23 protein-coding genes are annotated in these 23,115 nt (G+C 58.6%); 14 read left to right on the forward strand and 9 right to left on the reverse strand.

The features are described 5' to 3' along the window. Positions 1-225: 225 nt before the first annotated feature. Together OR573_11430 and OR573_11435 are read left to right on the forward strand one after the other, a co-directional pair. A complete protein-coding gene (locus OR573_11430; GenBank protein ID XGA79109.1) occupies positions 226-360 on the forward strand; it encodes a hypothetical protein in 135 nt (44 codons plus the stop codon). Further along, entirely contained in the window at positions 353-1,111 is a 759-nt protein-coding gene (locus OR573_11435) for a nucleotidyl transferase AbiEii/AbiGii toxin family protein (GenBank protein XGA79110.1), read from the forward strand. The genes OR573_11430 and OR573_11435 overlap by 8 nt, the downstream gene beginning before the upstream one ends. Positions 1,112-1,124: 13 nt before the next feature. Here OR573_11435 and OR573_11440 read toward each other — a convergent pair whose 3' ends face one another. The 4 genes from OR573_11440 to OR573_11455 form a co-directional block, all read right to left on the reverse strand. Next, positions 1,125-2,075 carry a MotB family protein gene (locus OR573_11440; GenBank protein XGA79111.1) on the reverse strand — a complete coding sequence of 317 codons (951 nt, stop codon included), beginning with the start codon at positions 2,073-2,075 and terminating at the stop codon, positions 1,125-1,127. Between the two features lie 3 nt (positions 2,076-2,078). Beyond that, a complete protein-coding gene (locus OR573_11445) occupies positions 2,079-2,873 on the reverse strand; it encodes a MotA/TolQ/ExbB proton channel family protein (protein XGA79112.1) in 795 nt (264 codons plus the stop codon). 194 nt (positions 2,874-3,067) lie between these two features. Beyond that, positions 3,068-3,925: an MOSC N-terminal beta barrel domain-containing protein gene (locus OR573_11450; GenBank protein XGA79113.1), complete on the reverse strand. Its 858-nt coding sequence runs from the start codon at positions 3,923-3,925 to the stop codon at positions 3,068-3,070. Continuing rightward, complete coding sequence (locus OR573_11455; protein XGA79114.1) at positions 3,925-5,145, reverse strand: cation:proton antiporter; 1,221 nt, start codon at positions 5,143-5,145, stop codon at positions 3,925-3,927. The genes OR573_11450 and OR573_11455 overlap by 1 nt, the downstream gene beginning before the upstream one ends. Positions 5,146-5,343: 198 nt before the next feature. Between OR573_11455 and OR573_11460 the strand changes: the two genes are divergently transcribed. Further along, positions 5,344-5,769 carry an organic hydroperoxide resistance protein gene (locus OR573_11460; GenBank protein ID XGA79115.1) on the forward strand — a complete coding sequence of 142 codons (426 nt, stop codon included), beginning with the start codon at positions 5,344-5,346 and terminating at the stop codon, positions 5,767-5,769. A 142-nt stretch (positions 5,770-5,911) separates the two neighbouring features. Next, entirely contained in the window at positions 5,912-6,775 is an 864-nt protein-coding gene (gene yghU, locus OR573_11465; GenBank protein XGA79116.1) for a glutathione-dependent disulfide-bond oxidoreductase, read from the forward strand. 86 nt (positions 6,776-6,861) lie between these two features. On the opposite strand, the gene OR573_11470 is transcribed toward yghU, so the two are convergent. The 5 genes from OR573_11470 to OR573_11490 all read right to left on the reverse strand — a co-directional run bounded on the left by OR573_11470 (position 6,862) and on the right by OR573_11490 (position 12,789). Continuing rightward, positions 6,862-7,401 (reverse strand): YaeQ family protein, encoded by a 540-nt coding sequence (locus OR573_11470; GenBank protein ID XGA79117.1) that lies wholly within the window; start codon positions 7,399-7,401, stop codon positions 6,862-6,864. A 128-nt stretch (positions 7,402-7,529) separates the two neighbouring features. Then, a complete protein-coding gene (locus OR573_11475; protein XGA79118.1) occupies positions 7,530-8,303 on the reverse strand; it encodes an enoyl-CoA hydratase-related protein in 774 nt (257 codons plus the stop codon). A gap of 145 nt (positions 8,304-8,448) precedes the next feature. Further along, complete coding sequence (locus OR573_11480; protein XGA79119.1) at positions 8,449-9,297, reverse strand: 3-hydroxybutyryl-CoA dehydrogenase; 849 nt, start codon at positions 9,295-9,297, stop codon at positions 8,449-8,451. A 39-nt stretch (positions 9,298-9,336) separates the two neighbouring features. Beyond that, a complete protein-coding gene (locus tag OR573_11485) occupies positions 9,337-10,962 on the reverse strand; it encodes an acyl-CoA synthetase (GenBank protein ID XGA79120.1) in 1,626 nt (541 codons plus the stop codon). A gap of 45 nt (positions 10,963-11,007) precedes the next feature. After that, a complete protein-coding gene (locus OR573_11490) occupies positions 11,008-12,789 on the reverse strand; it encodes an acyl-CoA dehydrogenase (GenBank protein ID XGA79121.1) in 1,782 nt (593 codons plus the stop codon). Between the two features lie 207 nt (positions 12,790-12,996). Here OR573_11490 and OR573_11495 point away from each other — a divergent pair, with 207 nt between their 5' ends. Genes OR573_11495 through OR573_11540 form a run of 10 tightly spaced genes read left to right on the forward strand, consistent with a single transcriptional unit; the run spans position 12,997 to position 23,087 of the window. Then, positions 12,997-14,031 (forward strand): aminoglycoside phosphotransferase family protein, encoded by a 1,035-nt coding sequence (locus OR573_11495; protein ID XGA79122.1) that lies wholly within the window; start codon positions 12,997-12,999, stop codon positions 14,029-14,031. A gap of 23 nt (positions 14,032-14,054) precedes the next feature. Beyond that, complete coding sequence (locus tag OR573_11500) at positions 14,055-15,284, forward strand: ABC transporter substrate-binding protein (GenBank protein XGA79123.1); 1,230 nt, start codon at positions 14,055-14,057, stop codon at positions 15,282-15,284. 19 nt (positions 15,285-15,303) lie between these two features. Next, the gene (locus OR573_11505; GenBank protein ID XGA79124.1) at positions 15,304-16,977 is read left to right on the forward strand and encodes an ABC transporter permease subunit; all 1,674 of its coding nucleotides are present in this window, start codon (positions 15,304-15,306) and stop codon (positions 16,975-16,977) included. A 33-nt stretch (positions 16,978-17,010) separates the two neighbouring features. Next, positions 17,011-17,433, forward strand: a complete 423-nt coding sequence (locus OR573_11510; protein ID XGA79125.1) for a nucleotidyltransferase substrate binding protein — start codon at positions 17,011-17,013, stop codon at positions 17,431-17,433. After that, positions 17,420-17,743 (forward strand): nucleotidyltransferase domain-containing protein, encoded by a 324-nt coding sequence (locus OR573_11515; protein ID XGA79126.1) that lies wholly within the window; start codon positions 17,420-17,422, stop codon positions 17,741-17,743. Before OR573_11510 ends, OR573_11515 begins: the two co-directional genes overlap by 14 nt. 22 nt (positions 17,744-17,765) lie before the next feature. Then, positions 17,766-18,404 carry an ATP-binding cassette domain-containing protein gene (locus OR573_11520; protein XGA79127.1) on the forward strand — a complete coding sequence of 213 codons (639 nt, stop codon included), beginning with the start codon at positions 17,766-17,768 and terminating at the stop codon, positions 18,402-18,404. Further along, a complete protein-coding gene (locus tag OR573_11525; GenBank protein ID XGA79128.1) occupies positions 18,352-19,098 on the forward strand; it encodes a TIGR04283 family arsenosugar biosynthesis glycosyltransferase in 747 nt (248 codons plus the stop codon). Before OR573_11520 ends, OR573_11525 begins: the two co-directional genes overlap by 53 nt. Next, positions 19,088-19,732: a TIGR04282 family arsenosugar biosynthesis glycosyltransferase gene (locus OR573_11530; GenBank protein XGA79129.1), complete on the forward strand. Its 645-nt coding sequence runs from the start codon at positions 19,088-19,090 to the stop codon at positions 19,730-19,732. Before OR573_11525 ends, OR573_11530 begins: the two co-directional genes overlap by 11 nt. Before the next feature lie 29 nt (positions 19,733-19,761). Next, positions 19,762-21,939 carry an FAD-dependent oxidoreductase gene (locus OR573_11535; GenBank protein ID XGA79130.1) on the forward strand — a complete coding sequence of 726 codons (2,178 nt, stop codon included), beginning with the start codon at positions 19,762-19,764 and terminating at the stop codon, positions 21,937-21,939. Then, the gene (locus OR573_11540; GenBank protein ID XGA79131.1) at positions 21,936-23,087 is read left to right on the forward strand and encodes an FAD-dependent oxidoreductase; all 1,152 of its coding nucleotides are present in this window, start codon (positions 21,936-21,938) and stop codon (positions 23,085-23,087) included. Before OR573_11535 ends, OR573_11540 begins: the two co-directional genes overlap by 4 nt. The last annotated feature ends 28 nt before the right edge of the window (positions 23,088-23,115 follow it).

Raw genomic sequence — 23,115 nt, forward strand, 5'->3', positions numbered from 1 at the left:
TTGTAGGCTGCACTGGGTTTTGCGACAGCCCCACCAATGAGAAAAGCGATTACTCCCTGTTTTTGCTAAGCTAGGATGTAGGTATTTGTTGCGAGTTTTGAGACTGATATCAGGCACTTCTCCCATTTTGCACATGAGCCACTTGACGAGGCCTCTATGACAATCGTTCCGAATGAGTTTCCGGAGCTCAGGTTCATTTGTTGGCATAAGTCACCCGAGTTACCCATGGAAGAGCGGGAAGCATTTAACCTCTACGAACGCAACTGGCGTTACGTAGATGTGGGTGCCATGTCCTCTAAAGAAAAAGCCTTAATTAAACGCCTCACCGCGACATATGGCCATGGGGTACTCAATGTCTGAGGATAAACAAGCCCACCATCAACGGATCGCCGCTATTTTGAGACGTATGAATTCTGATGTGCTTGAAAAAACTGAGTGTGTTTTCGGCGGAGGCACCGCGATTGCGCTGCAAATCAACGAATTTCGATTAAGCACCGACATTGACTTTCTGTGTGCAAGTCAAGAAGGCTATCGCATGCTTAGGGGCTTAGTCGATCAATATTCCATAACTGGGCTATCTCGGCTGTTCAACGAGCCCGTTGCGCAATTAAGAGAGGTACGTGCCGACCGTTACGGCATACGTGCTGTTTTGGAATTTGACAATACACCTGTGAAGTTCGAGATCGTGCGCGAGGACAGGATTGGATTAGATCCTCCATCGAAGCACCTTCATGGTGTGCCGCTCATTTCCCGCGACGATGCGTATGCAGAAAAAATGCTCGCCAATTCAGATCGCTGGGGAGATATTGCAGTGCTCAGCCGAGATGTGCTGGATATAGCAGCGATGATACAGGTGTGGGGCCTTATTCCCTTGGAAGCTGAAAACAAAGCTTACCAAGCTTATGGCAGCACGATTATTAAAGACTTGCAGTCGGCTGCGCGACTCCTATTAGACAAGCCCAATTACCGCGAGAAAGCTTTTCGAGAGCTCTCGGTTGAACCCATCATCCAGTCCAACCTTGTCTCTACATTGGAATGCCTGCGTCTGGGTGGCGGCCTAGAATCCTCACCACACAACATAACGGAAATTCCAATGCCTTCTTGCAGATGAGCCACAAGAGCGCTCAACGGTTGAGAGGCAGCGGATTAAGTGGCTCAATCACCTCTTCACCGTCTTGTATTGCGGCATCATCCAACATTTCAGATGTTTCTTCCTGACGATTGGCGCTATCCGTTTCCTGCTCATCCATCTGGCGCAAGGCATCCAGTTCACGCTGCCCACGCTCTTCAATTGCTTCACTCAGATCGATATTGATTTCCACCCGGCGATTCTGCGCACGCCCTTCTGGCGTATCATTGGAAGCGCGCGGCTCGGTATCGGCAAACCCCTGCACCAGAATGCGTTCAGATGCTAGTTCGTCATTGACCAATAGCACATTGGCCACTGACGCTGCCCGCATCGCCGATAGATCCCAGTTACTTTCAAACCGTGCGGTGCGGATAGGCACGTTATCCGTATGCCCTTCAATCGCCACCGTACCTGGCAGGTCAGCGAAGATATCGGCCATATCAGTTAGCAGAATGGCAAAGGACTCCGTCACATTGGAGGAGCCTGACATAAAGCTGCCGCGCTCCTCAATCCGGATCACCACGCGAAAACCATCCACTTCTACCTGGGTAACGTCGCTATTGCCGGTTTCATCAAGCAGGGCGCGGATTTTTTCAGCCAGTTCACGGGTTTGCTGACGACGTTGCTGTTCGAGTATCTGGCGCATGGACTCCAGCTGAGATTGCTCTTCCATAGTGCGCTGGCGAATCTCATCAAGGAGGGTACGGTCGGGCACGGCAGGTGAAAATTTATCCAGTGCAGCACTAGTGCCTTTCGGAATCTGCATGGCTTCAATATCCCGCTGTACGCCGAACGCCTTGGAAAGCTCACCGGCAATACGCCGAAACTTGTTGGCATCAATTTCAGCAAACGACAGCAGCAGCACGAAAAAACACAGCAGCAAACTCATCAGGTCAGCGTAAGTGATCATCCACTGAGGGATATTAGATGTCTTTTTTTTACTCATGAATCACGCTGAGTCGTCTGCTTCGTTTTTGGTGCCGCCACCACCTTCATCGCGCTGGCGATGCTCGGGTGGCAGATAAATCGTCAGCATCTGCTCCAGTACTCGTGGGTTCTTATCGCCTTTAATCGCCAACACCGCATCTATCCACAACTGCTGCATCTTGGCTTCCTGGTTCATCCGCAGCCAGAGTTTGTCAGCAATTGGGCTGGCGAACATGCTGGCGATCATGGCGCCATAAAGCGTTGTCAGTAGCGCCACAGCCATAGCCGGGCCGATCATCGCCGGATCGTCCATATTGGACAGCATCTGCACCAGGCCTACCAAGGTGCCGATCATCCCCATCGACGGTGCTACTTCTGCAAAGGCGGAAAACACCTGTCCACCTGCTTCATTGCGCTCCAGGGTCAAAAGCCGCTCCTTGCCAAGCATGTCCTGGATCATTTCGGCACTGAAACCATCCGCCAGCATCTGTAACCCCTGGGCCAGAAACGGCGAGCTGACATCCTGGCTTTCAAGTACCAGCAGACCCTGCTTGCGTGACAGCTTGGACAGCTCAACCAACTCATCAATACTTTCCTGGGTGCTGGGCAACTTGAACTTGAACGCACGTGCAGCCGCCTTGAGGGCAAATTTGAACTGGGTCAGGGTAAACTTGGCCATGACGACAAAGATCGTGCCGCCTACCACTAACAAAAGCCCTGTCGGATTCATGAAGACTTCAGGAGAAGTGCCAAGAATAACGGCCATGCTGACGAGCACAGCCGCCCCGAGTAGCCCAATTAACGTCGCGAGATCCACAGCAGCTCCTGGGAAATGTAAAAAACTGAAACATTATGCAGGTGGCAGACCATAGAGCCAAGCCTAGTGTGCGTCAACGCTATTATCGCAAAAGCACGCGAAGGCTTGAGTCCTGTTCTGGTATTCTCGCCAGCTTATGCGCCCGTCAGGCACCGCAATTGCCACCGGCATGTTAAGCCTTGAGCGTCTGGGTATCAGGCGTCGGGTAATACCGCGATCGGGTCCCCCACACGAATAAACGCCCCCTCGCGGCTAGCCAGTAACGCGTTCTGGCCAAAGTGGGCGCCCTTGAGTGCGGGCTGGGTATTCAACGCCAACAGGGTTTTCAACGGTTCGGCTGGAACGGGTACCTGCGCGGTCTGCTGGTCAATGGTGGTCACCTTGCAGCGCTGGCAAGGCTCGCAGAAAACAAGCTCAGCTTTTTCACCATCCTCTACTGGCAGCGTCTGAATGCCGCCCCAACGATCTTCACCCCAGGCTTCATCATGCTCGATCACGATATTAGGCCGAAAACGGCTCATGGGCACCGTATCAAGGCCTTTTTCACTAAGCGCCTGGTTAAGCGCCTGTAAAGAAGCCGTTGTGGTGGCCAGATAGGGGTAACCGTCGGCAAAAAAGGTGTGCGCCTGCTGATGACCAAAGGCGTCTTCAGCCACAGCGCGGGTGAACCCATCAGCAAAGCGCATCAAGCGCAGCCCTTGTGCCGCTGACCCGAGGGCCGATTCAAGCCATTCAGTTACATATTCGCTTTCTGGCTGAGCCTGGCAATCATCCTGCCAGACGCGCACGCTCTCCGCCGCAGACGACGGTGCCTCCAGCGGCACCTCAATGCTACCCGCCTGGGGATGTGACAGGACCAGAGCGCTGTCGGTGATCACGACCTTCAACGTCGCCAGGGCGGGCAATTGGCGCTGGGTGACAAAGCATTGCTGGCGGTCAACCAGCATCCAGCGACGATCCCATTCAAACCCGTGGCGATACAGCCGTGCCTGATCAAGGCGAATGCCTTGCATGGATTTGACCGGGTAACAGTAAAGCGCATTCACTTGCATTATGGCGTCTCCGATTTTACTACAAGGCGTTTTACCCAGAAGGGGCCAAACAGCTCAAAAAGAATGGTGGAAGTGACCACTGTCGTCACGATCAATGCACCATGTTCGGGAAAACGCTCGGCGGCCAGCAGTGCCATCCCCATGGCAACGCCTGCCTGGGGTAAAAGCCCCAGGCCAATACGTGGTTCAAGCCCCGTCACATTACGGCTCAACAAGCGAACACCCAGATAACCACCCACAAATCTTCCCAATATGCGCAAGACAACATACGCCGCTATCGGCACAAGCGCCGCATGCAGATTGGCCAGATCCAGGCTGGCCCCGGCCAGCACAAAAAAGAACACCAGAAACGGCCATTCAATCTGCTCAATCTCGGCAAAGGAGCGGGTATGGTGCACTGAAACGTTCACCACCACAAAGCCGGCCACCATGGCCGCCAGCAAGGCAGAAACGTTGAGATACGCAGACAGGCCAGCAATCAATAACATCAGCGCCAGCGCTTCCGCCTGAGTGGGCCGCCCGGGTTTCAGTCGACCGGTCAACCAGGCCGCGGGCAAGCCCAGTGTAATCCCCAGCAGCACGCCACCGCCCAACTCCCAAAGCGAATGCATTAACGAACCTGTGCCACTATCCGCCAGGCTCACCCAGCTCATTGCCGCCATGGTCAGCCCGAAGATAATCACCCCCCAGGCGTCATCAATGGCCACGATCCCCAACATCACCCGTGAATTAAGGTTGGTCTGGCCGCTTTCATCAATGGCTTCACTGACCGCAGCCGGGTCGGTCGCAACCGAAATGGCTGCCAGCGAGGCGGCAACCGCCAGCGGAAAACCCAGGGCCCATAGCCCGGCAAACACAACGGCCAGCGAGCCCAGCACCACGGCGGCCGAGAGCAGCACAATAATTCGCCCGGTTGATTTCAGGCGGGATAATGTCAGCTCGCCCCCCAGCAAGAACGCCACCATCACCAGCGCCAGGTTGATCAGCGGCTCACGCAGGCCTTCCAGAGGAGCTTTGGCCGAGCCAATCACCAGCTGCTGAACGACCGCGTAACCAACCCCTACCAACACTAACAAGGAAATACGCGGCAAGGCGGTGCGCCGTGACACCGTATCAACCACTATGCTTAAAGACAGCAGCACCCCGAGCAGAATCAGCGCCAGGGTGCTCTCGTTAACGGCGTGAAGCTGAGCCTCGATATGGCTCAGTAATGTCATCATGATAAACCTTCTCTTGGGAGTTGATTATTCGCTTGGCGACACCACATTAACATGATGGCATAACGCGGATGACCACGCAGGAAGGTGTTATTCATCCTCGCTTGCTATACCGCTTTCTATACCAAACATGGACACCGGTTAACAATCTGCTACGCTGCATCTGGTCGCAAATGACCATCAATAATAAGGAGTCCCCTCATGACAATTGAAAAAATCGCCTATCGTGCCCATGCCACCGCCACCGGTGGCCGTGAAGGCCATGCTGCCTCTTCCGACGGCGCGCTGGATGTCAAACTCAGCACGCCCACCGAACTGGGTGGCCCAGGCGGTAATGGCACCAACCCTGAGCAGCTGTTTGCCGCGGGCTATTCCGCCTGCTTTCTGGGCGCCATGAAGCACGTCGCCAGCCAGGAAAAGATCCAGCTGCCGGAAGATGTCAAGATTGACGGCCATGTCGGCATTGGCCCGATCCCGACAGGCTTCGGGATTGAAGTCGAACTTAAGATCAGCCTGCCGGGCATGGATAAGGCACAGGCGCAAAGCCTGGTGGATAAAGCACATATTGTCTGCCCTTACTCCAATGCTACCCAGGGCAATATCGACGTCACCCTGACGCTGGTATAAGCCTGCGTTCGTACGTTGGGCATTGGTATTTTTGACAACCTGACTGACCCTTGAACAACATCACCGCGCGGCATTGCCCTGCGGTGATGTTGTTTATCGCCTGCAAACAGGTCTGAGACACACTGACGGCAAGGAGAAACTGATGAGCAACGCAACCTATACGCCCCCACGGGTGTGGCAGTGGGAGCCGGGTAATGGCGGCGAGTTTGCCAATATCAACCGCCCCGTGGCCGGTGCGACGCATGAAAAAGCATTACCAGTGGGTCGCCACCCCTTGCAGCTTTATTCCCTGGCGACCCCCAATGGTGTCAAGGTCACCATCTTGCTTGAGGAGCTGCTCGAAAAAGGCATCAGCAGCGCCGAGTATGATGCCCACCTGATTCGCATCACTGAAGGCGAGCAGTTCAGCAGTGGTTTTGTCGAGGTTAACCCCAACTCGAAAATCCCGGCGCTGATAGATCACAGCACTCAACCACCCCAGCGGGTATTCGAATCCGGCGCCATCCTGCTTTATCTGGCCGAAAAATTTGACGCCTTCCTGCCTGAAGACCCGGCCAAGCGTACCGAATGCCTTTCCTGGCTATTCTGGCAGATGGGCAGCGCGCCCATGCTGGGCGGCGGTTTCGGGCACTTCTATGCCTATGCGCCGGAGCCGCTGGAATACCCGATTGATCGCTTCACCATGGAGGTCAAGCGCCAGCTGGACGTCCTCGACCGCCACCTGGCAGAAAACCGCTTTATGGTCGGCGATGACTACACCATTGCCGATATGGCGATTTACCCCTGGTACGGTGCTCTGGTCAAGAACCGCGTCTATGACGCCGCCGAGTTTCTTCAAGCCCACACCTATACCCATGTGCAGCGCTGGGCCGACGAGATCGACGCTCGCCCTGCCGTTCAACGTGGCCGCATGGTCAACCGCACCTGGGGTGACCCCAGCGAGCAGCTGCACGAACGCCACGATGCCAGCGACTTCGCACACAAAACCCAGGACAAGCTCGACTGATACTGAAAGACAAACCGCGCAACGCAAACGGCCCGCACATTGGCGGGCCGTTTTGGGTCTTGCTGATTCGTTAACGATGCCTCAGGTTAACGATCACACAGCAGCCACTGCGGCGTTATCTCATGCTGGCCATTGGCGTCGGTAATAAATAAAGACCCTTCACTGATCATCACCGCCCAGTCAATAGTGCGCGACAGGCCCGACGCTATGGCGCTCAGGCTTTCCTGGGGCAAGCTGGCCACATGCACATTCTTGAGCGACGACACCGCCGGTAACACCTTACTCTCCCAAATATCCACCCGCCCATACGCCAACAGCGACACCCGCTCTGCCCGGCGTGAGCACCAGGTCAGGCGCTCGGCGTCCGGCAGGCCGACTTCTATCCAGTGCAGCACGCGACCATCCAGGCTTTTATCCCACAGGGCAGGCTCATCCACATCCGAAAGCCCGCGGCCAAAGGCCAGTGATTCGCTGTACCACAACAGGTAAGCGATCAAGCGGCTGCACATCCGGTCTTCTGTTTCAGACGGATGACGGGCCACAGTAAAACGCAATGTCTCGTAGACGTTACGATCAAGGTCGGTCAGGTTCACATCAACTTTATACGGGGTCGCGCTCAACGCCATGGGAGACATCCATCTGAAATTTGCGCCAGTGTAACGGATTTACCGCAACACCGGGTTCAAGGCTCATGCGAAAAAAGGGTAGCCACTCGGCTACCCTTTTGGGATCAGGAAACGTCACGGCTGGCCAATCAGAAATTAGGCTTCCGCTTTTCTACAAAGGCGCTCATGCCTTCGGTCTGTTCTTCTCCTGCGAAGCAGAAAGCAAACAGGCTGGTTTCCAGCGCCAGGGCGCTGTCGAGATCCTGATCCATGCCGTCGTGTACCGCCTGCTTGGCACCGCGCACCGACTGCGGGCCGTTGCCCATCAGCTGCTTGGTCAACTCTGCCACGTAGTCTTCCAGCTCCGCCTGAGGCATCACGCGGTTAACGAGGCCGATACGCAGGGCTTCATGGGCATCGATCTTGCGACCAGTGGTCACCAGATCCAGCGCCATGGCAGGCCCGACGCGGCGCGGCAGGCGCTGGGTGCCGCCGAAACCGGGGATGACCCCCAGCAGCACTTCCGGCTGACCGAAGACGGCGTTATCGCTGGCAACTGCCCAGTCACAGGCCAGCGCCAGCTCGCAACCGCCGCCCAGGCAGAAGCCGTTGACCAGCGCCACCACCGGTACCGGCAGGGTTTCCAGGCGCTTGATGGTACGCAACGCCTGACCAGCGAAAGCACGTGCCTGCTCGGGCGTCTTGTCACGCATTTCGGCGATATCAGCCCCAGCAACAAACGACTTTTCCCCCGCGCCGGTGATCAGCACTGCACGCAGGTTGGGGTGCTGTTCCAGCTCGACCAGCTCTTTTTCCAGCGCGCTCAATACATCGCTATTCAGGGCGTTCAGCGCCTTGGGGCGATTAATCGTCAGGCGAACCACACCGGCGTTATCAACCTTCTCGATGACGGTATCACTCATGGGAGCTCCTTATGTTTTTAAGTACATTTGTTGTTGTGAATGTGTGTTGAACCAGAGGAATTATGGCCCAGAAAAATAAAACTGCCAGCAAAACCCTAGCGAACGCTTGGTTGGCTGGCAATCCCTTCTTTCCGCTGAGCAGTCATTAACTATAGATGTGGAAACCTCGGCCCGACTTGCGGCCTAGGTAGCCCGCATCCACCATGCGCTTGAGCAGTGGGCAGGGGCGGTATTTGGGGTCGCCAAAGCCATCCTGCAGCACTTCCATGATCGCCAGACACACATCCAGGCCGATCAGGTCTGCCAGCGCCAGCGGCCCCATGGGGTGGGCGGCGCCCAACTTCATGGCTTCATCCACGGCTTCCGGCGTGGCGGCACCCTCCTGCACCAGAAACGCGGCTTCGTTGATCATCGGCACCAGCAGGCGGTTAACGGCAAAGCCTGGAGAATCCCCGACTGGAACGGCGGTTTTACCTAACGCCTTGGCCAGATTCTCGATCTGTTCAACGGTGGCATCGCTGGTCTGCTCGGCGCGAATCACTTCCACCAGCTTGAGCACCGGCACCGGATTGAAGAAGTGCATGCCGACGACCCGCTCAGGGCGCTCGCACACCGCTGCCAGCCGGGTCAGTGACAGCGATGAGGTGTTGGAGGCCAGAATCGCCTGACTGCTGAGGTTACTCAGGTCACGAAACAGCTTTTCCTTGAGCGCAGGCTGTTCCGGCGCGGCTTCAATGATTATTGCGCAATCCGCCAGGGCTTCCAGTGCTGTGGTGGTGGAAAGCCGCCCCATGGCAGCATCCTTGTCGGCGGCCGCCATTTTTTCCTTGCTGACCAGCTTGCCAAGCCCTTTCTCAATATTGGCCTGGGCACGGGTGAGCTGTTCATCGGCCACATCGTAAAGGCGGGTCGTAAAACCGCTGGCAGCCACCACCTGGGCAATCCCCTGGCCCATGGTGCCAGCACCCACGACACCAATCATCTGTTCACTCATAACCTGCTCCTTTATGCGTTCGGGTAAGATCTGGTTCAATTACTGATTGCGGGCTTCTTCACGCAATACAAATTTCTGGATCTTGCCGGTGGATGTCTTCGGCAATTCGCTGAAAATGATCGTCTTGGGCAGTTTGTAACTCGCCAGCCGTTCACGGCAATGGGCAATGATGTCCTCTTCGGTCACTTCGCCATAGCCAATCTTCAGTTTGACGAAGGCACAGGGCGTTTCACCCCATTTCTCATCCGGCTTGGCCACCACCGCCGCTTCTTCCACCGCCGGGTGAGAATAGATGGCATCTTCCACTTCAATGGTGGAAATGTTCTCACCGCCGGAAATGATGATGTCCTTGGAGCGATCCTTGATTTCGATGTAACCATCGGCGTGCCAGACGGCAAGATCGCCGGTATGGTACCAGCCACCTTCCAACGCCTGCTCGGTGGCCGCCTTGTTCTTGAGGTAGCCTTTCATGACGTTGTTGCCGCGCATCATGATCTCGCCCATGGTCTTCCCATCCTTGGGCACCGGCTCCAGGGTATTGGGGTCGGCCACGCACAGCGCTTCTAGCATGTGGTAGCGCACCCCCTGGCGGGCTTTCAAGCGCGCGCGCTCTTCCAGCGGCAGCTCGTTCCAGGCATCGTGCCAAGCGCAGACGGTGACCGGCCCGTACACTTCAGTCAGGCCATACACATGGGTGACTTCAATACCCAAAGCCTCTACCCCGGAGATCACTGAAGCGGGCGGCGCGGCCCCTGCAGTGGTGACCTTGACAGTATGCTCAAACTGGCACTGATCCTCTTTGGGCAGGTTGATCAGGCCATTGAGAATAATCGGTGCACCGCTGAAGTGAGTCACTTTCTCCTGCTGAATCAACTGCATGATGCGCTTAGGGTCGACCTTGCGCAGACAGACGCTGACCCCCGCGTTGGCAGCAATCGTCCACGGGAAGCACCAGCCGTTGCAGTGGAACATGGGCAGCGTCCATAGATAGACCGGATGATGGGGCATGGCCCATTCCAGAATATTGCTTACCGCGTTCAGATAAGCCCCGCGATGGTGATAGACCACACCCTTGGGCTTGCCGGTGGTGCCGGAGGTATAGTTCAGAGAAATTGCCTGCCATTCATCCTCGGGCAGCTGATAGGGGTAATCCGCATCGCCTTCTGCCAGCAGCGCTTCGTACTCCACCTCGCCAATACCCGGCACAGCGCCGAGAAATTCTTCATCGGCCACGTCAATCAGCAGCGGCTTGGTGTCCAGGGTTTCCACTGCGGCCTTGACCACATCGGCAAACTCCGGGTCCACCAGCACCGCCTTGGCTTCTCCGTGAGCCAGCATATAACCAATGGCTTCGGCATCCAGGCGAATGTTCAGGGTGTTCAGCACGCAGCCCGCCAGCGGCACGCCAAAGTGCGCTTCAAACATGGCCGGTACGTTGGGCAGCATGGCCGCTACCGTATCCCCCGGCTTGAGGCCACGCCCGGCCAGGGCGGAGGCCAGCTGGCGGCAGCGCGCCCAGGTCTCAGCCCAGTTGCGGCGGATCTCGCCATGCACAACGGCGGGGTAATCCGGGTACACGCTGGCAGAGCGCTCGATAAAGGTCAGCGGCGATAGCGCGACATGGTTAGCCTGAACCTTGGGCAGATCCTGTTCAAAAATTGACATGCTGATACTCTCTTCTGATGATTGGATGGCGTTGATGGTGACTACCTATACCTGGGCGTCAAAAGCATGCAGGCATTGCATACCGGACTCAATCACGGTGCGCTGGGCGCGTCCGACCGGTAGCCACTGGCTGATCACATACTCGGCGCAGGCCAGCTTCTGGGGATAGAAAGGATCATCGCTGCCCTGATCCATCGCGGCCTGGGCCTTGAGTGCTGCTTCGCCCATCTGCCAGGCGCACAGCAGGTGGCCCGCCAGATTCAGAAACGGCGTTGCATACGCCTGCACGGCATCAACGCCCTCAGCTTGACCCTGCTCCAGCACCAGTTTCATGGCTGCGCGTAAATCACTGTTGCCAGCCGCCAGGGCGTCTCCCAGACCGGAAAGCGACGGCTGCGCCTTGAGCTGCTCGGCCGTGGTATCCACATCATCCATCAACGCAGCCAGCGCCGCGCCGTTATCACGCTGCAGTTTACGCCCGGCGAGATCCAGCGCCTGAATGCCGTTGGTGCCTTCATAAATAGGCGCTATGCGCGCATCCCGCAACAGCTGGGCGGCCCCGGTTTCTTCCACATAGCCCATGCCGCCATGCACCTGAATCCCCATGGAGGCAATATCCACGGCCTGATCGGTCGAGAAACTCTTGATCACGGGAATCAGTACATCTACTCGCGCCTGGGCCCTCTCGCGTTCGACATCAGAGGCGCCGTGGCGGGCACTATCCAGCTCGGCGGCGCAGGTCAGCGCCAGGGCGCGCAGGGCATCGGTGCGGGCGCGCATGGACAGCAGCATGCGGCGCACGTCAAGATGATCACTGATTGAACAGTCCGACTTGCCGGAGCGCGGGCTACGCCCCTGGGTGCGGTCAAGGGCGTAAGCAACCGCATGCTGGCAGGCGCGCTCAGCCACTCCGATGCCCTGTACACCCACCTTGTGGCGCGCTTCGTTCATCATGGTGAACATATGATTCAGGCCACGCCCTTCTTCACCCACCAGATAACCAATCGCACCGTCTTTTTCACCAAAGCTCAGGGTGCAGGTAGGTGAGCCGTGAATGCCCAGCTTGTGCTCGATGGAGGCACAGGTCACATCGTTACGCTCACCCAGTGAGCCATCGGCATTAACTAAAAGCTTCGGCACCAGAAATAACGAGATGCCCTTGTTGCCTTCCGGGGCATCCGGCTTGCGGGCCAGCACCAGATGAATAATATTCTCGGCAGCGTCGTGTTCGCCCCAGGTGATATAGATTTTCTGTCCGCTGATGCGGTAGTGGCCCCCCTCAGGTACTGCCTTGGTGCGCACCTTGGAAAGATCCGAGCCGGCCTGGGGTTCGGTCAGGTTCATAGTCCCCGTCCAGGTGCCTTCCACCAGCTTGGGCAGGTAGAGCGCTTTCTGCTCATCGCTGCCGTGGTGGGCGATAGCTTCAATGGCGCCAGCGGTCAGCATGGGGCACAGGCCCAGCGCCATATTGGCGCCGTGGAGCATTTCCTGAACGGCACTGGCCACCACCTCGGGCAGATTCTGGCCGCCCAGGGCTTCAGAAACGCCTATCCCGTTCCAGCCCCCCTCAACATAAGCCTGATAGGCCTCGGCAAAGCCCGGCGCGGTTGTAATACTGCCATCTTCATGGCGCTGGGTGCCCTGCTTGTCACCCACATCGTTGAGCGGCGCCCAGACGTCGTTGGCCAGCTTGGCGGCTTCTTCAAGAACAGCGTCAATCAGATCCGGGGAAGCTTCTTCAAACCCCGGCAGGGCCAGCGAGCGGTGAGAGAGCAGTTCTTCAAGCACAAAGCGCATATCGCGCACGGGAGCAGCGTAGTAATTCATGCAGGGCCTCGATGAAAATGGCGGAATTAGTAAATATTCTACGCGAGATAGTAGATTCCCTAGTACTGGCAGACCATTCACCTAACGTCTTAGAGGCGCTTGAGGTCAATTTTCTTTTGCAAAACGTGTAAGGTTGGTACAAGAACGCTCACTGAGCGTTAAAGACACTTGTAAGATTACACTTTCAGCCATAAACAAGAGCGCTCCATGCCAACATCTTTTGAGGCACAGCAGCAGGCCCTGGCCGCACAGCTGAAACTGGCAGGCATTGACTACCAGTATTTGTCGGCTATGGCGGACACCGGCCTGGCCCACGACCATATCTGGATTCACCGCACCGGCGATGACTGGGTTGCTCGGCTACCCAAACAGAGCCAGATGGATCTGGGCCCCGCCGATAACCTGGCCTATGAAGCCGCATGCTATGAGCGCGCCAGCGCCGGTGGCCATGTTCCCCGCCTGCACGGCATTCTACCGGTTAGCGAGACGCTGCCCCGTGGCGGCTTAGTGGTTGACGCCATCGAAGGCCGGTTGGCGCAACTGCCGGAAGATCTCCCTCGCATCGCGGAAGCGCTGGCCAGTCTTCACAAACTGACTTTGCCCGCGCAGACAGCGCCACTGCTGGCCCCCGACGCCCCCTGGCAGGCGATGCGCGAGGAAGTCAGCCGCCAGGCCGAATGGCTGGACAAGGCCGACCTGAACCCGGACACCATCGCGCGAGTACGTGACGAACTCGATGCCCTGCCGGTTACTCTGCCGGATTCAAAGCGCTGCCTGATCAGTTTTGATACCCACCCCGGTAATTTCCTGATCACTCAGGATGGCCGGGCCGTGCTGGTTGATCTGGAAAAGGGCCGTTATGGCCTGCCGGGGATTGATCTGGCTCACACCTCGCTTTACACCTCAACCACCTGGGATGTGAACAGCCAGGCTGTGCTCACCCACGATCAGGTGATTGACTTTTATCGCCGCTGGAAGGCGCGCATGGGCCAATCACCCAGCGCACAAACCCTGATCGCCTGCCGCCGGGCCACCTGGCTATGGTCGCTGACCTGGTGTGCCAAATGGCGCGCCCAGCATTTACACAGTAAAGATGCCGAGCACCGCGGCCAGGACTGGTCGGCAGAGCTGACCGATGCCAGCGTGATTGCCCATGTGCGCGACCGGGTCGAACACTATCTATCGCCAGCGGCCATCGAACACGTTCACAACGAACTGCTGCACCTGCAAACAACGCTCTAGCCCCTGATTTTACGAGGTTCATAATGAAACGTAAGTCTCTACTCTCGGCGGTTATCGCCACCGCCATGCTGGCCACTGCACTGCCCGGCGCACTCCCTGCTGTGGCCGCACCTGCCCCGGATAACTGGCAGAAGGTGCTGGAAGAGGCCAATGGCCAGACCGTCTACTGGAACGCCTGGGGCGGCGATGCGCGCACCAACCGCTATATTGCCTGGGTCGCCGAGCAGGTGCAGGCAGACTTCGGGGTCGAGGTAGAGCACGTCAAACTGGACGACACCAGCAGCGCGGTGGCACGGGTACTGGGGGAAAAACAGGCTGGCAATGACGACGAGGGCAGTATCGATCTGATCTGGATCAACGGTGAAAACTTCGCCGCCATGCGCGAGCAGGATCTGCTGTTCGGGCCCTTCGCCGATGCGCTGCCCCACTTTGCCCTGACCGACCCGGACAACAACCCGGAAGTAGTTACCGACTTCACCTTGCCCACTGACGGCTACGAATCCCCCTGGGGCAAGGCGCAAATTACCTTTTATTATGACAGCGCCCAGGTGGAGGCACCGCCCCAGAGCATTGACGCCCTGCTGGCATGGGCCAAGCAAAACCCCGGCCAATTCAGCTACCCGCGGATTCCCGACTTTACCGGCAGCACCTTCCTGAAACAGGCGCTGATCGAACTCAGCGATCAGGACGCGGCGCTTTACCAACCGGTGGAAGATAGCGACTTTGCAGAAGTCACCGCCCCGCTATGGGCCTACCTGGATGAGCTTCATCCCCACCTGTGGCGCAGCGGCCGCAGCTTTCCCGATTCCGGCCCCAACCTGCGCACCCTGATGAGCGATGGCGAACTCAGCCTGGCGTTTTCCTTCTACCCCACCGATGCGGCCGTGGCCGTCATGGAATATGAACTGCCCCCCAGCGTGCGCAGCTATGTGTTGGAAGATGGCACCCTGGGCAACGTTCACTTTGTGGCCATTCCCTATAACTCACCCCACAAGGCAGGTGCCATGACGCTGGCCAATTTCCTGCTGTCGCCCGAGGCCCAGGCACAAAAGCAGTCGCTGGACATGTGGGGCGACCGCAGCGTGCTGGCCATCAGCCAGCTGGACGACAGCGACCAGATGCTGTTCGAGCAGGGCGAACAGCACCCCTCAGCGCTGCCAGTGGATGCACTTTCCAACACCCTGGCCGAGCCACACCCCAGCTGGATGACCGCGCTTCAGGACGCCTGGCTTGAGCGCTATGTTGCCAACTGATAGGGGTGTTAACTGATTGATGTTGCGCTATGTGCCGGTCGTAATGATTGCCCTGCTGGTGATCCCGGTCACCGCAGGGCTAGGGATGGTCATGCTGCCTGCCTTTGGCTATCTGCCAGTGCTAGGTGGCGAGCAGTTGAGCCTGGCGCCCTGGCAGGCCCTGTTCAGCCAGCCAGGGCTATGGCGTTCGGTGGCTGTCAGCTTTTCCAGCGGCCTGGCTAGCACGGCGCTGGCCCTTTTGATCGTGGTGCTGTTTCTGGCCGCCAGCCAAGGCACCTGGTTGGATCGCAGCCTACGTCGCCTGGTCTCACCTCTGCTGGCGATTCCCCATGCTGCCGTGGCCTTTGGTTTTGCCTTTCTGATCGCCCCTTCCGGGCTGATGGCCCGGTTGATTTCTCCCTGGCCATCCGGCTGGCAAAGCCCGCCGGATGCGCTGATTGTCAACGACCCATGGGGACTGGCATTAACCTTTGGCCTGGTGCTCAAGGAAGCGCCCTTTCTACTGTTGATGAGCCTGGCGGCACTGCCTCAGCTGCAGGCTGACAAGCGCCTGCAACTGGCGCGTTCACTGGGTTATGCCCCGACCATTGCCTGGCTGAAAGTGTTACTGCCCTCCCTCTACCCGCTGATTCGCCTGCCAGTATATGCCGTGATTGCCTATGCCACCTCGGTAGTGGATATGGCGCTGATACTCGGCCCACGGCTGCCCTCGACCCTGAGTGTCTCGATTCTGGGCTGGTTCAACGACCCGGATATCAATCGGCGCTTCATGGCATCAGCGGCCGCAGTACTCCAGCTTGGCGTCACCCTGGCCGCCCTTATCAGTTGGTGGCTGCTGGAACAGCTGATCCGGCGGTTTAGCCGCCACTGGCTAACCAACGGCAGCCGCCGCCGCGGCGCGGCAACGCTAACAGTGGCAGGCCGTGGTGGCTTGGCCTTGACCAGCCTGACCGCCCTTGCGGCCCTGGTGGGTCTGGCGCTGTTTTCAGTGGCCGGTTTCTGGCGCTTCCCGGAGTTTTTACCGCAATCCCTGGTGCTCGATCACTGGCAGCGCAGCGCCTCCATGCTGGCAGCACCTCTGGTCACCACTGGGGTGGTTGCACTGGTCGCCACCGGCCTGACGACCCTGCTGGTGGTTGCCGCGCTGGAAAACGAACAGCGCCAGCACCTTCATCCCCGCCGGGCACTATGGTTGTTATATTTACCCCTGTTGGTACCGCAGATCGCCTTTCTGTTCGGCCTGGTGGTGGCCGCGGAACAGATCGGCGTGCGCCCGCAGCTGACCTTGGTGATCGCTGGCCATGCGCTCTTTGTACTGCCCTATGTATATCTCTCACTGGGCGAGTCTTACCGTCGCCTGGACCCACGTTGGTTACATATCGCTCAGTCGCTAGGTGTCTCCCGCAACCGGGCATTCTGGAAGGTTCGCCTGCCGCTGCTGCTGGCGCCGCTGCTGACGGCAGTGGCAGTCGGCCTGGCGGTAAGCATCGGCCAGTATCTGCCGACTCAACTTCTTGGCGCAGGAAGGGTCACAACGGTGACCACCGAAGCCGTCGCCCTGGCCTCTGGCGGCAACCGGCGGCTGATCGGCGTCTGGGCGCTGGTACAGGCAGGCCTGCCGCTGATCGGCTTTATCATCGCCCTGGCGCTGCCCCGCTGGATAGGAGTACCCCAGCGGGGTGTTTCTCGCTAGTCTTACACAGCGCTTCAAATCAGGAAGGACAAGATGTCTCAACCTCGCAATATCCGCTGGCATCAGCGCTTACAGAATTTTCGGGCTGCCTTCAACGAGCTCGATGAGGCCGTGTCACTGAGTAATGAACGCGGTCTTTCCAAGCTTGAGGAGCAAGGGCTGATCCAGGCGTTTGAATACACTTACGAGCTGGCGTGGAATACGCTCAAGGATTTCTATCAGCATCAGGGCGAAACGGGCATTCAAGGCAGTCGTGACACACTTCGCCTGGCGTTTGAGCGCGGCATGGTTGAAGACGGTGAGCAATGGATGGCGATGATCAAAAGCCGTACGTTGACCTCGCATACCTACAACCGTGAAACGGCCCGCCTGATTGCTGATCAGATACTCAATAACTACCACCTTTTGCTGACAAAGCTGTTGGAAAAACTGGAGCGTCTGCGTGATAAAGAATGAGGCAATCACAGGACTGCCCGCACACCTTGCAGAGCAGATACAAAGCGAACTGAGCCGCTATCCAGCCCTCCATCAGGCCGTACTGTTCGGCTCGCGGGCCATGGGTACCCACAGGCCGAACTCGGATATTGACCTGTGCCTGGACGCCCCCGACTTGCCTTTTACAGACTTCCTCACGCTTTCAGCGGCTATGGATGATCGGGTCTTACCTTATCGGCTGGACCTGATCCTCAGACACCATATTGAAAACCCTGATCTGCTGACTCACATCGATCAGGTCGGGGTGGTCGTGTATTCAAACTCGCCATAATGCTGGCGACTCAAGGACTCCTGTGAACAACGCTGCGACTGAATCACTGACTCTGGAAAAGGTCTGCATCCGCCTGGCGGGGCAAGCCTTGCTGCAGGTCAACACCCGGATTGCACCCGGCGAGGTGCTGACGGTGATGGGGCCTTCCGGCTCGGGCAAGTCCACCCTGCTAGCCTTTGTGGCAGGCTTTCTGGATAGCACCTTTGACGCCCAGGGCCAGGTGCGCTTGGGCAAGCAGAACCTGCTGGCCCTGCCTGCCGAACAGCGCGGCATTGGCCTGCTGTTTCAGGACCCGTTGCTGTTTCCGCATTTAAGCGTGGCGGGGAATTTGCGCTTTGGCCTGCCCAGGCATGCCCCAGACAAACACAGGCAGATCGCCCAAGCGCTGGAGCAGGTCGGGCTGGCAGGCTTTGAAAACCGCGACCCAGCGACCCTTTCCGGTGGCCAACAGGCCCGAGTAGCGCTGACGCGCCTGCTGCTATCACAGCCCCGTGCCGTGCTGCTGGACGAGCCGTTTTCCAAACTGGACACCGCGCTGCGCCAGGAAATGCGCGCCCTGATATTTGGCCAGCTGCGCGAGGCGGGCTTGCCTACCCTGCTGGTCACCCATGACGAAGCCGATGCCGCCGCTGCCGGAGGGCCGATCATTGCCCTTGGGTAACCAGTGCGCTGACGCGCCGACAGTCAGCATTATCATCCCCATGCTCAATGAAGCGACAGGCATTCAGGCCGCCCTGGCGCCGCTGCAAGTGTTACGCGAAGCTGGCACAGAGATCATTGTGGTCGATGGTGGAAGCAATGATAACAGTGTCGCACTGGCCGCCCCGCTGGCAGATGCGCTGTTGGTCAGCGACCCCGGCCGAGCCCGACAGATGAATCTGGGGGCCGAACACGCCCGCGCAGCGGCGCTGATATTTTTACATGCCGATACCCGGCTTCCCCCAGGGGCTGTTGAACTGCTCACCCAGGCGCTTAACACCCACTGCTGGGGGCGCTTTGATATTCATCTTGAAGGCCAGAGCCGCTGGTTACCCCTGGTCAGCCGGATGATGAACCTGCGCTCGCGGCTGAGCGGGATTGCCACCGGCGACCAATGCCTGTTTATCCGCCACACAACATTCAAGGCCGTGGGCGGCTTTCCTGACCAGCCGCTGATGGAAGATATCGAACTCAGCAAACGGCTGAAACGCCAACAGCGCCCCGCCTGCCTGAACGCGAAAGTGATAAGCTCAGGCAGGCGTTGGGACAAGGGCGGCGCCTGGCCCACCATTTATCTGATGTGGCGGCTGCGTTACCGCTACTGGCGTGGAGTGAGCGCTCACCAACTGATCAAGGAATACCATCATGCCCGCTGAAAGTACGCCAACCCTGCACCTACTGGCCAAGGCACCGATTGCCGGGCAGGCCAAGACTCGCTTGATACCCTTGCTGGGTGCTGAAGGGGCCGCCGAAGCCCATCGCCAGCTACTGCAGCAGTGCCTGGCCAACGCCTGTCAGGCCCTACCCGCTGAACGCATCACCTTATGGACGGCACTTGAACATGAACACCCACTGTTTATTCAACTACAGCAGCAGTTTGGTATTCAGCTAAGACCACAGCCGCAAGGCGATCTGGGCGCGCGTATCCAGGCCTGCCTGCAAGCTGACCCTGGCCCGGCCATGGTGATGGGCAGCGACTGCCCGAGCATTACTCCAGCCATGATCCAGCAATGCGCCGCGCAGCTGGCCCACGCCGAGGTGGTCATACTGCCCGCTGAAGACGGTGGCTACGGCCTGATTGGCACCCGCCACCCGATACCTGAACTGCTGACGGACATTCCCTGGGGCACGCCAAATGTTTTGTCGGTTACCCGCCAACGCCTTGACCACCTGGGGGTTGAGGCCGTCTACCCCGCCATCATCTGGGATGTCGACCACCCCGAAGACTGGCAACGCTGGCAAAAACACGCTGAAAAAAGTAAGGAAACCCACCGCTTGCCCACTGAGTAAGACCTTACCCAAACGCTCTGGAGTTTTTTGTGAACCGACAACGCGTGTTACTCATTCTGATATTAGTGGCGGTAGTCGCTGCTTTTTATCTCAGCGGTGCCCACCAGTATTTCAACCTGGCCACCTTGCAAGCCTACCGTACGGACTTTATCGCCCTGTTTGAGCAATCTCCCTGGCAGGTCGCGGGGGCTTTCTTTACCATTTACGTGGTGATGACCGCGCTGTCTTTACCCGGCGCCACCCTGCTGACCCTGCTGGGCGGCGCCCTGTTTGGCCTGGGTTGGGGGCTTCTGATCATTTCCTTTGCCAGCACCATCGGCGCTACCCTGGCCTTTGTCATTTCCCGTTTTCTGTTTCGCAAACCGCTGGAAAAGCGCTTCCCGCGCCAGCTGGAACGCATCAACCGCGGTGTTGACCGCGACGGCGCCTTTTATCTGTTCACCCTACGCCTGGTGCCGCTGTTTCCGTTTTTCATGATCAACCTGCTGATGGGCCTGACCCGGATCAAGACCGTCACTTACTACTGGGTCAGCCAGCTCGCCATGCTGCCGGGCACAGCGGTGTATGTGAACGCCGGTGGCCAATTGGGTGAGCTAGAAAGCCTGGGTGGGATTGTCTCACCGGGGCTTCTGGCCTCCTTCGCACTGCTGGCGCTATTCCCCTGGGTAGCCAGACGTATTGTGCTGCTGGTGCAGACCCGCAAGGCGTATCAGGCGTACCCCAAACCGGCTTCTTTTGACTATGACATCGTGGTGATCGGCGGCGGCTCCGCTGGCCTGGTCACTAGCTATATCGCCAGCGCTGTCAAGGCCCGGGTAGCGTTGGTTGAAAAGCACAAGATGGGCGGCGACTGCCTGAATACCGGCTGCGTGCCTTCCAAGGCGCTGATTCGTGCCGCCCATGCGGCCCATGAAGTCCGCACTGCCTCACGCTTTGGGGTCAACGCTGGCGAGCCAGAGATCGACTTCGCCAAGGTGATGGGCCATGTGCATCAGGCCATTCGCGATATCGAACCCCACGACAGCGTCGAGCGCTATTCAGGGCTGGGCGTTGAAGTGTATGAAGACACCGCCACCCTGCTCTCGCCCTGGGAAATCCAGATAGGTGAAAAAACTATGACCGCCCGTCATGTGGTGATTGCCACCGGCGCCCGCCCGCGCATTCCCGCCCTGCCGGGGATTGAAGGCGCGCCAGTGGTCACCTCAGAATCGCTGTGGTCACTCAAAGAGCAGCCCCGTCGTCTGGTGGTGCTAGGCGGCGGTGCGATTGGCTGCGAGCTGAGCCAGAGCTTTGCCCGTTTGGGCAGCCAGGTCACTCTGGTGGAAGGCGCCGCCCAACTGCTGGGGCGTGAGGATGACGAGGTTGGCAAGCACATGGCCACCACGCTTGGCCAGGAAGGCGTCAAGGTGTTGATGTCGAGTCACGCCATCGAGATCCTCAACGAGGACGACGGCCATCAACTGGTAGTGGAACACAACGGCGAACGTCTCAGCCTGCCCTTTGATGCCCTGATGGTCAGCGTCGGCCGCCAGGCTAATGTGGAAGGCTTGGGGCTGGAAGCGCTAGGCATCACCACCACAGACGTGGGCACCCTGGAGCTCAATGAGCGTTTGCAGACACGCCTGCCCAATATCTGGGCCTGCGGCGATGTGGCTGGCCCCTACCAGCTGACCCACGCAGCCGCTCACCAAGCCTGGCATGCTGCCGTGAACGCCCTGTTTGGCGAACTGAAGAGCTTTGCTGTGGACTACCGCTTTATGCCAGCGGTGGTCTACACCCAGCCGGAAATTGCCCGAGTCGGGCTGAACGAAAAAGACGCCCAAGCTCAGGGCATCGCTTATGAAGTAACCCGCTACGCCATGGCCGAAAGCGACCGCGCGATTGCCGAAGGGGCCACCCAGGGCTTTATCAAGGTGCTGACCGTGCCCGGCCGCGACAAGATCCTCGGCGCTACCATTGTCGCTGAACACGCCGGTGAGTGGCTGGGCGAGTTTACGATTGCCATGAAGCACGGCCTGGGTATGAACAAGCTGCTGGGCACGATTCATCCCTACCCGACCCTCGGGGAAGCGGCCAAGGCCAGCGCCGGGGTATGGAAAAACGCCCACAAACCTGAACGTGTTCTCGCATTACTAGAACGCTACTTCCGCTGGCGGCGGGGTCATCAGAATACCCAGAAAGAGCGAGAGAAAGGAGAGCAGGTTTGACCCAGCTATTACTGATTGGCGCAGGCCATGCCCATGCCTTTGTGCTGGAAGCCTTTGCAGAGACACCTGACCCTGAGGTGGCGATCACGATGGTCAGCGATAGCTCCCTGGCCGCCTACTCCGGCAGCGTGCCCGCCTGGCTGGCGGGTGACTGCTCACTTCGCGACACCCAGATTGATGTCGCAGCACTGTGTCAACAAGCAGGCGCCACCTTGATCGAATCCCCGGTGGTCACGCTGGATCACCAGGCACGTCAGGTCAGCCTGGCCAACGGCCAGAGACTCACCTTTGACGTTGCCTCGATAAACGTAGGCTCGACGCTGGAACTCCCCGCGACCCATGGCGATGGCCTGCCCTACCTACTGGCCATGCGCCCGCTAAGCTCGTTGCATCAACGCTGGCAGGCGCTGCAGGATCGAATCCAGACCATGCCTGGCGGCTCAACCCAGCAACTCGTCAGCGTTGGCGGCGGCGCGGCCAGCTGCGAAACCCTGATGAGCGTGCTGGCCCAATTACGCCACTACCGCTCGGATATTAACTGGCAGGGGCACCTGCTCAGCGCCGCGCCCACTCTGCTTGGCGAGGCCGGCTGGCTGCCCCGCCAGCTGACCGGCCGCGCTTTGCAGCGAGCCGGTATCCAGATTCACACTGAACGGCGCGGCACAGCACTGGTGAAAGGGGGCGTTGAGGATGATCAGGGCCAGACCCTGCCAGCCGATATCGTGCTCTGGGCCACCGGCGCGGTTGGGCATCCCTGGCTGGCTGACACCAGCCTACCCCTCAATGAAAAGCGCTTTATTCGTACCGAACGCACCTTAGCGGTTGCCGGTGCATCTCGGCTGTTTGCCGCTGGCGACTGTGCCGAACTAACCCCGCCCCTGCCCAAAGCCGGGGTGTATGCCGTGCGCCAGGGGCCTGTGCTAGCTAACAACCTGCGCGCGGCCTGCCATGGCCAGGCTTTGGCCGACTGGCAGCCGCCCAAGCGGGTGCTGGCGCTGATTGGCACGGGCCGCAGCCACGCCATTGCCAGCTACGGGCCCATCGGCTTTGCCGGGCACTGGGTGTGGGAATGGAAAAAGCGAATTGATGCGCGCTTTATTGCCCGCTTCAATCCGCCGGGCGCTATCAAGTTCGACAAACACTCTTGAGCCTATCGGGAGAAAATATATTCAGCTC

Source organism: Halomonas sp. CH40 (assembly GCA_041875495.1).
In the GTDB taxonomy this organism is placed as follows: Bacteria; Pseudomonadota; Gammaproteobacteria; order Pseudomonadales; family Halomonadaceae; genus Vreelandella.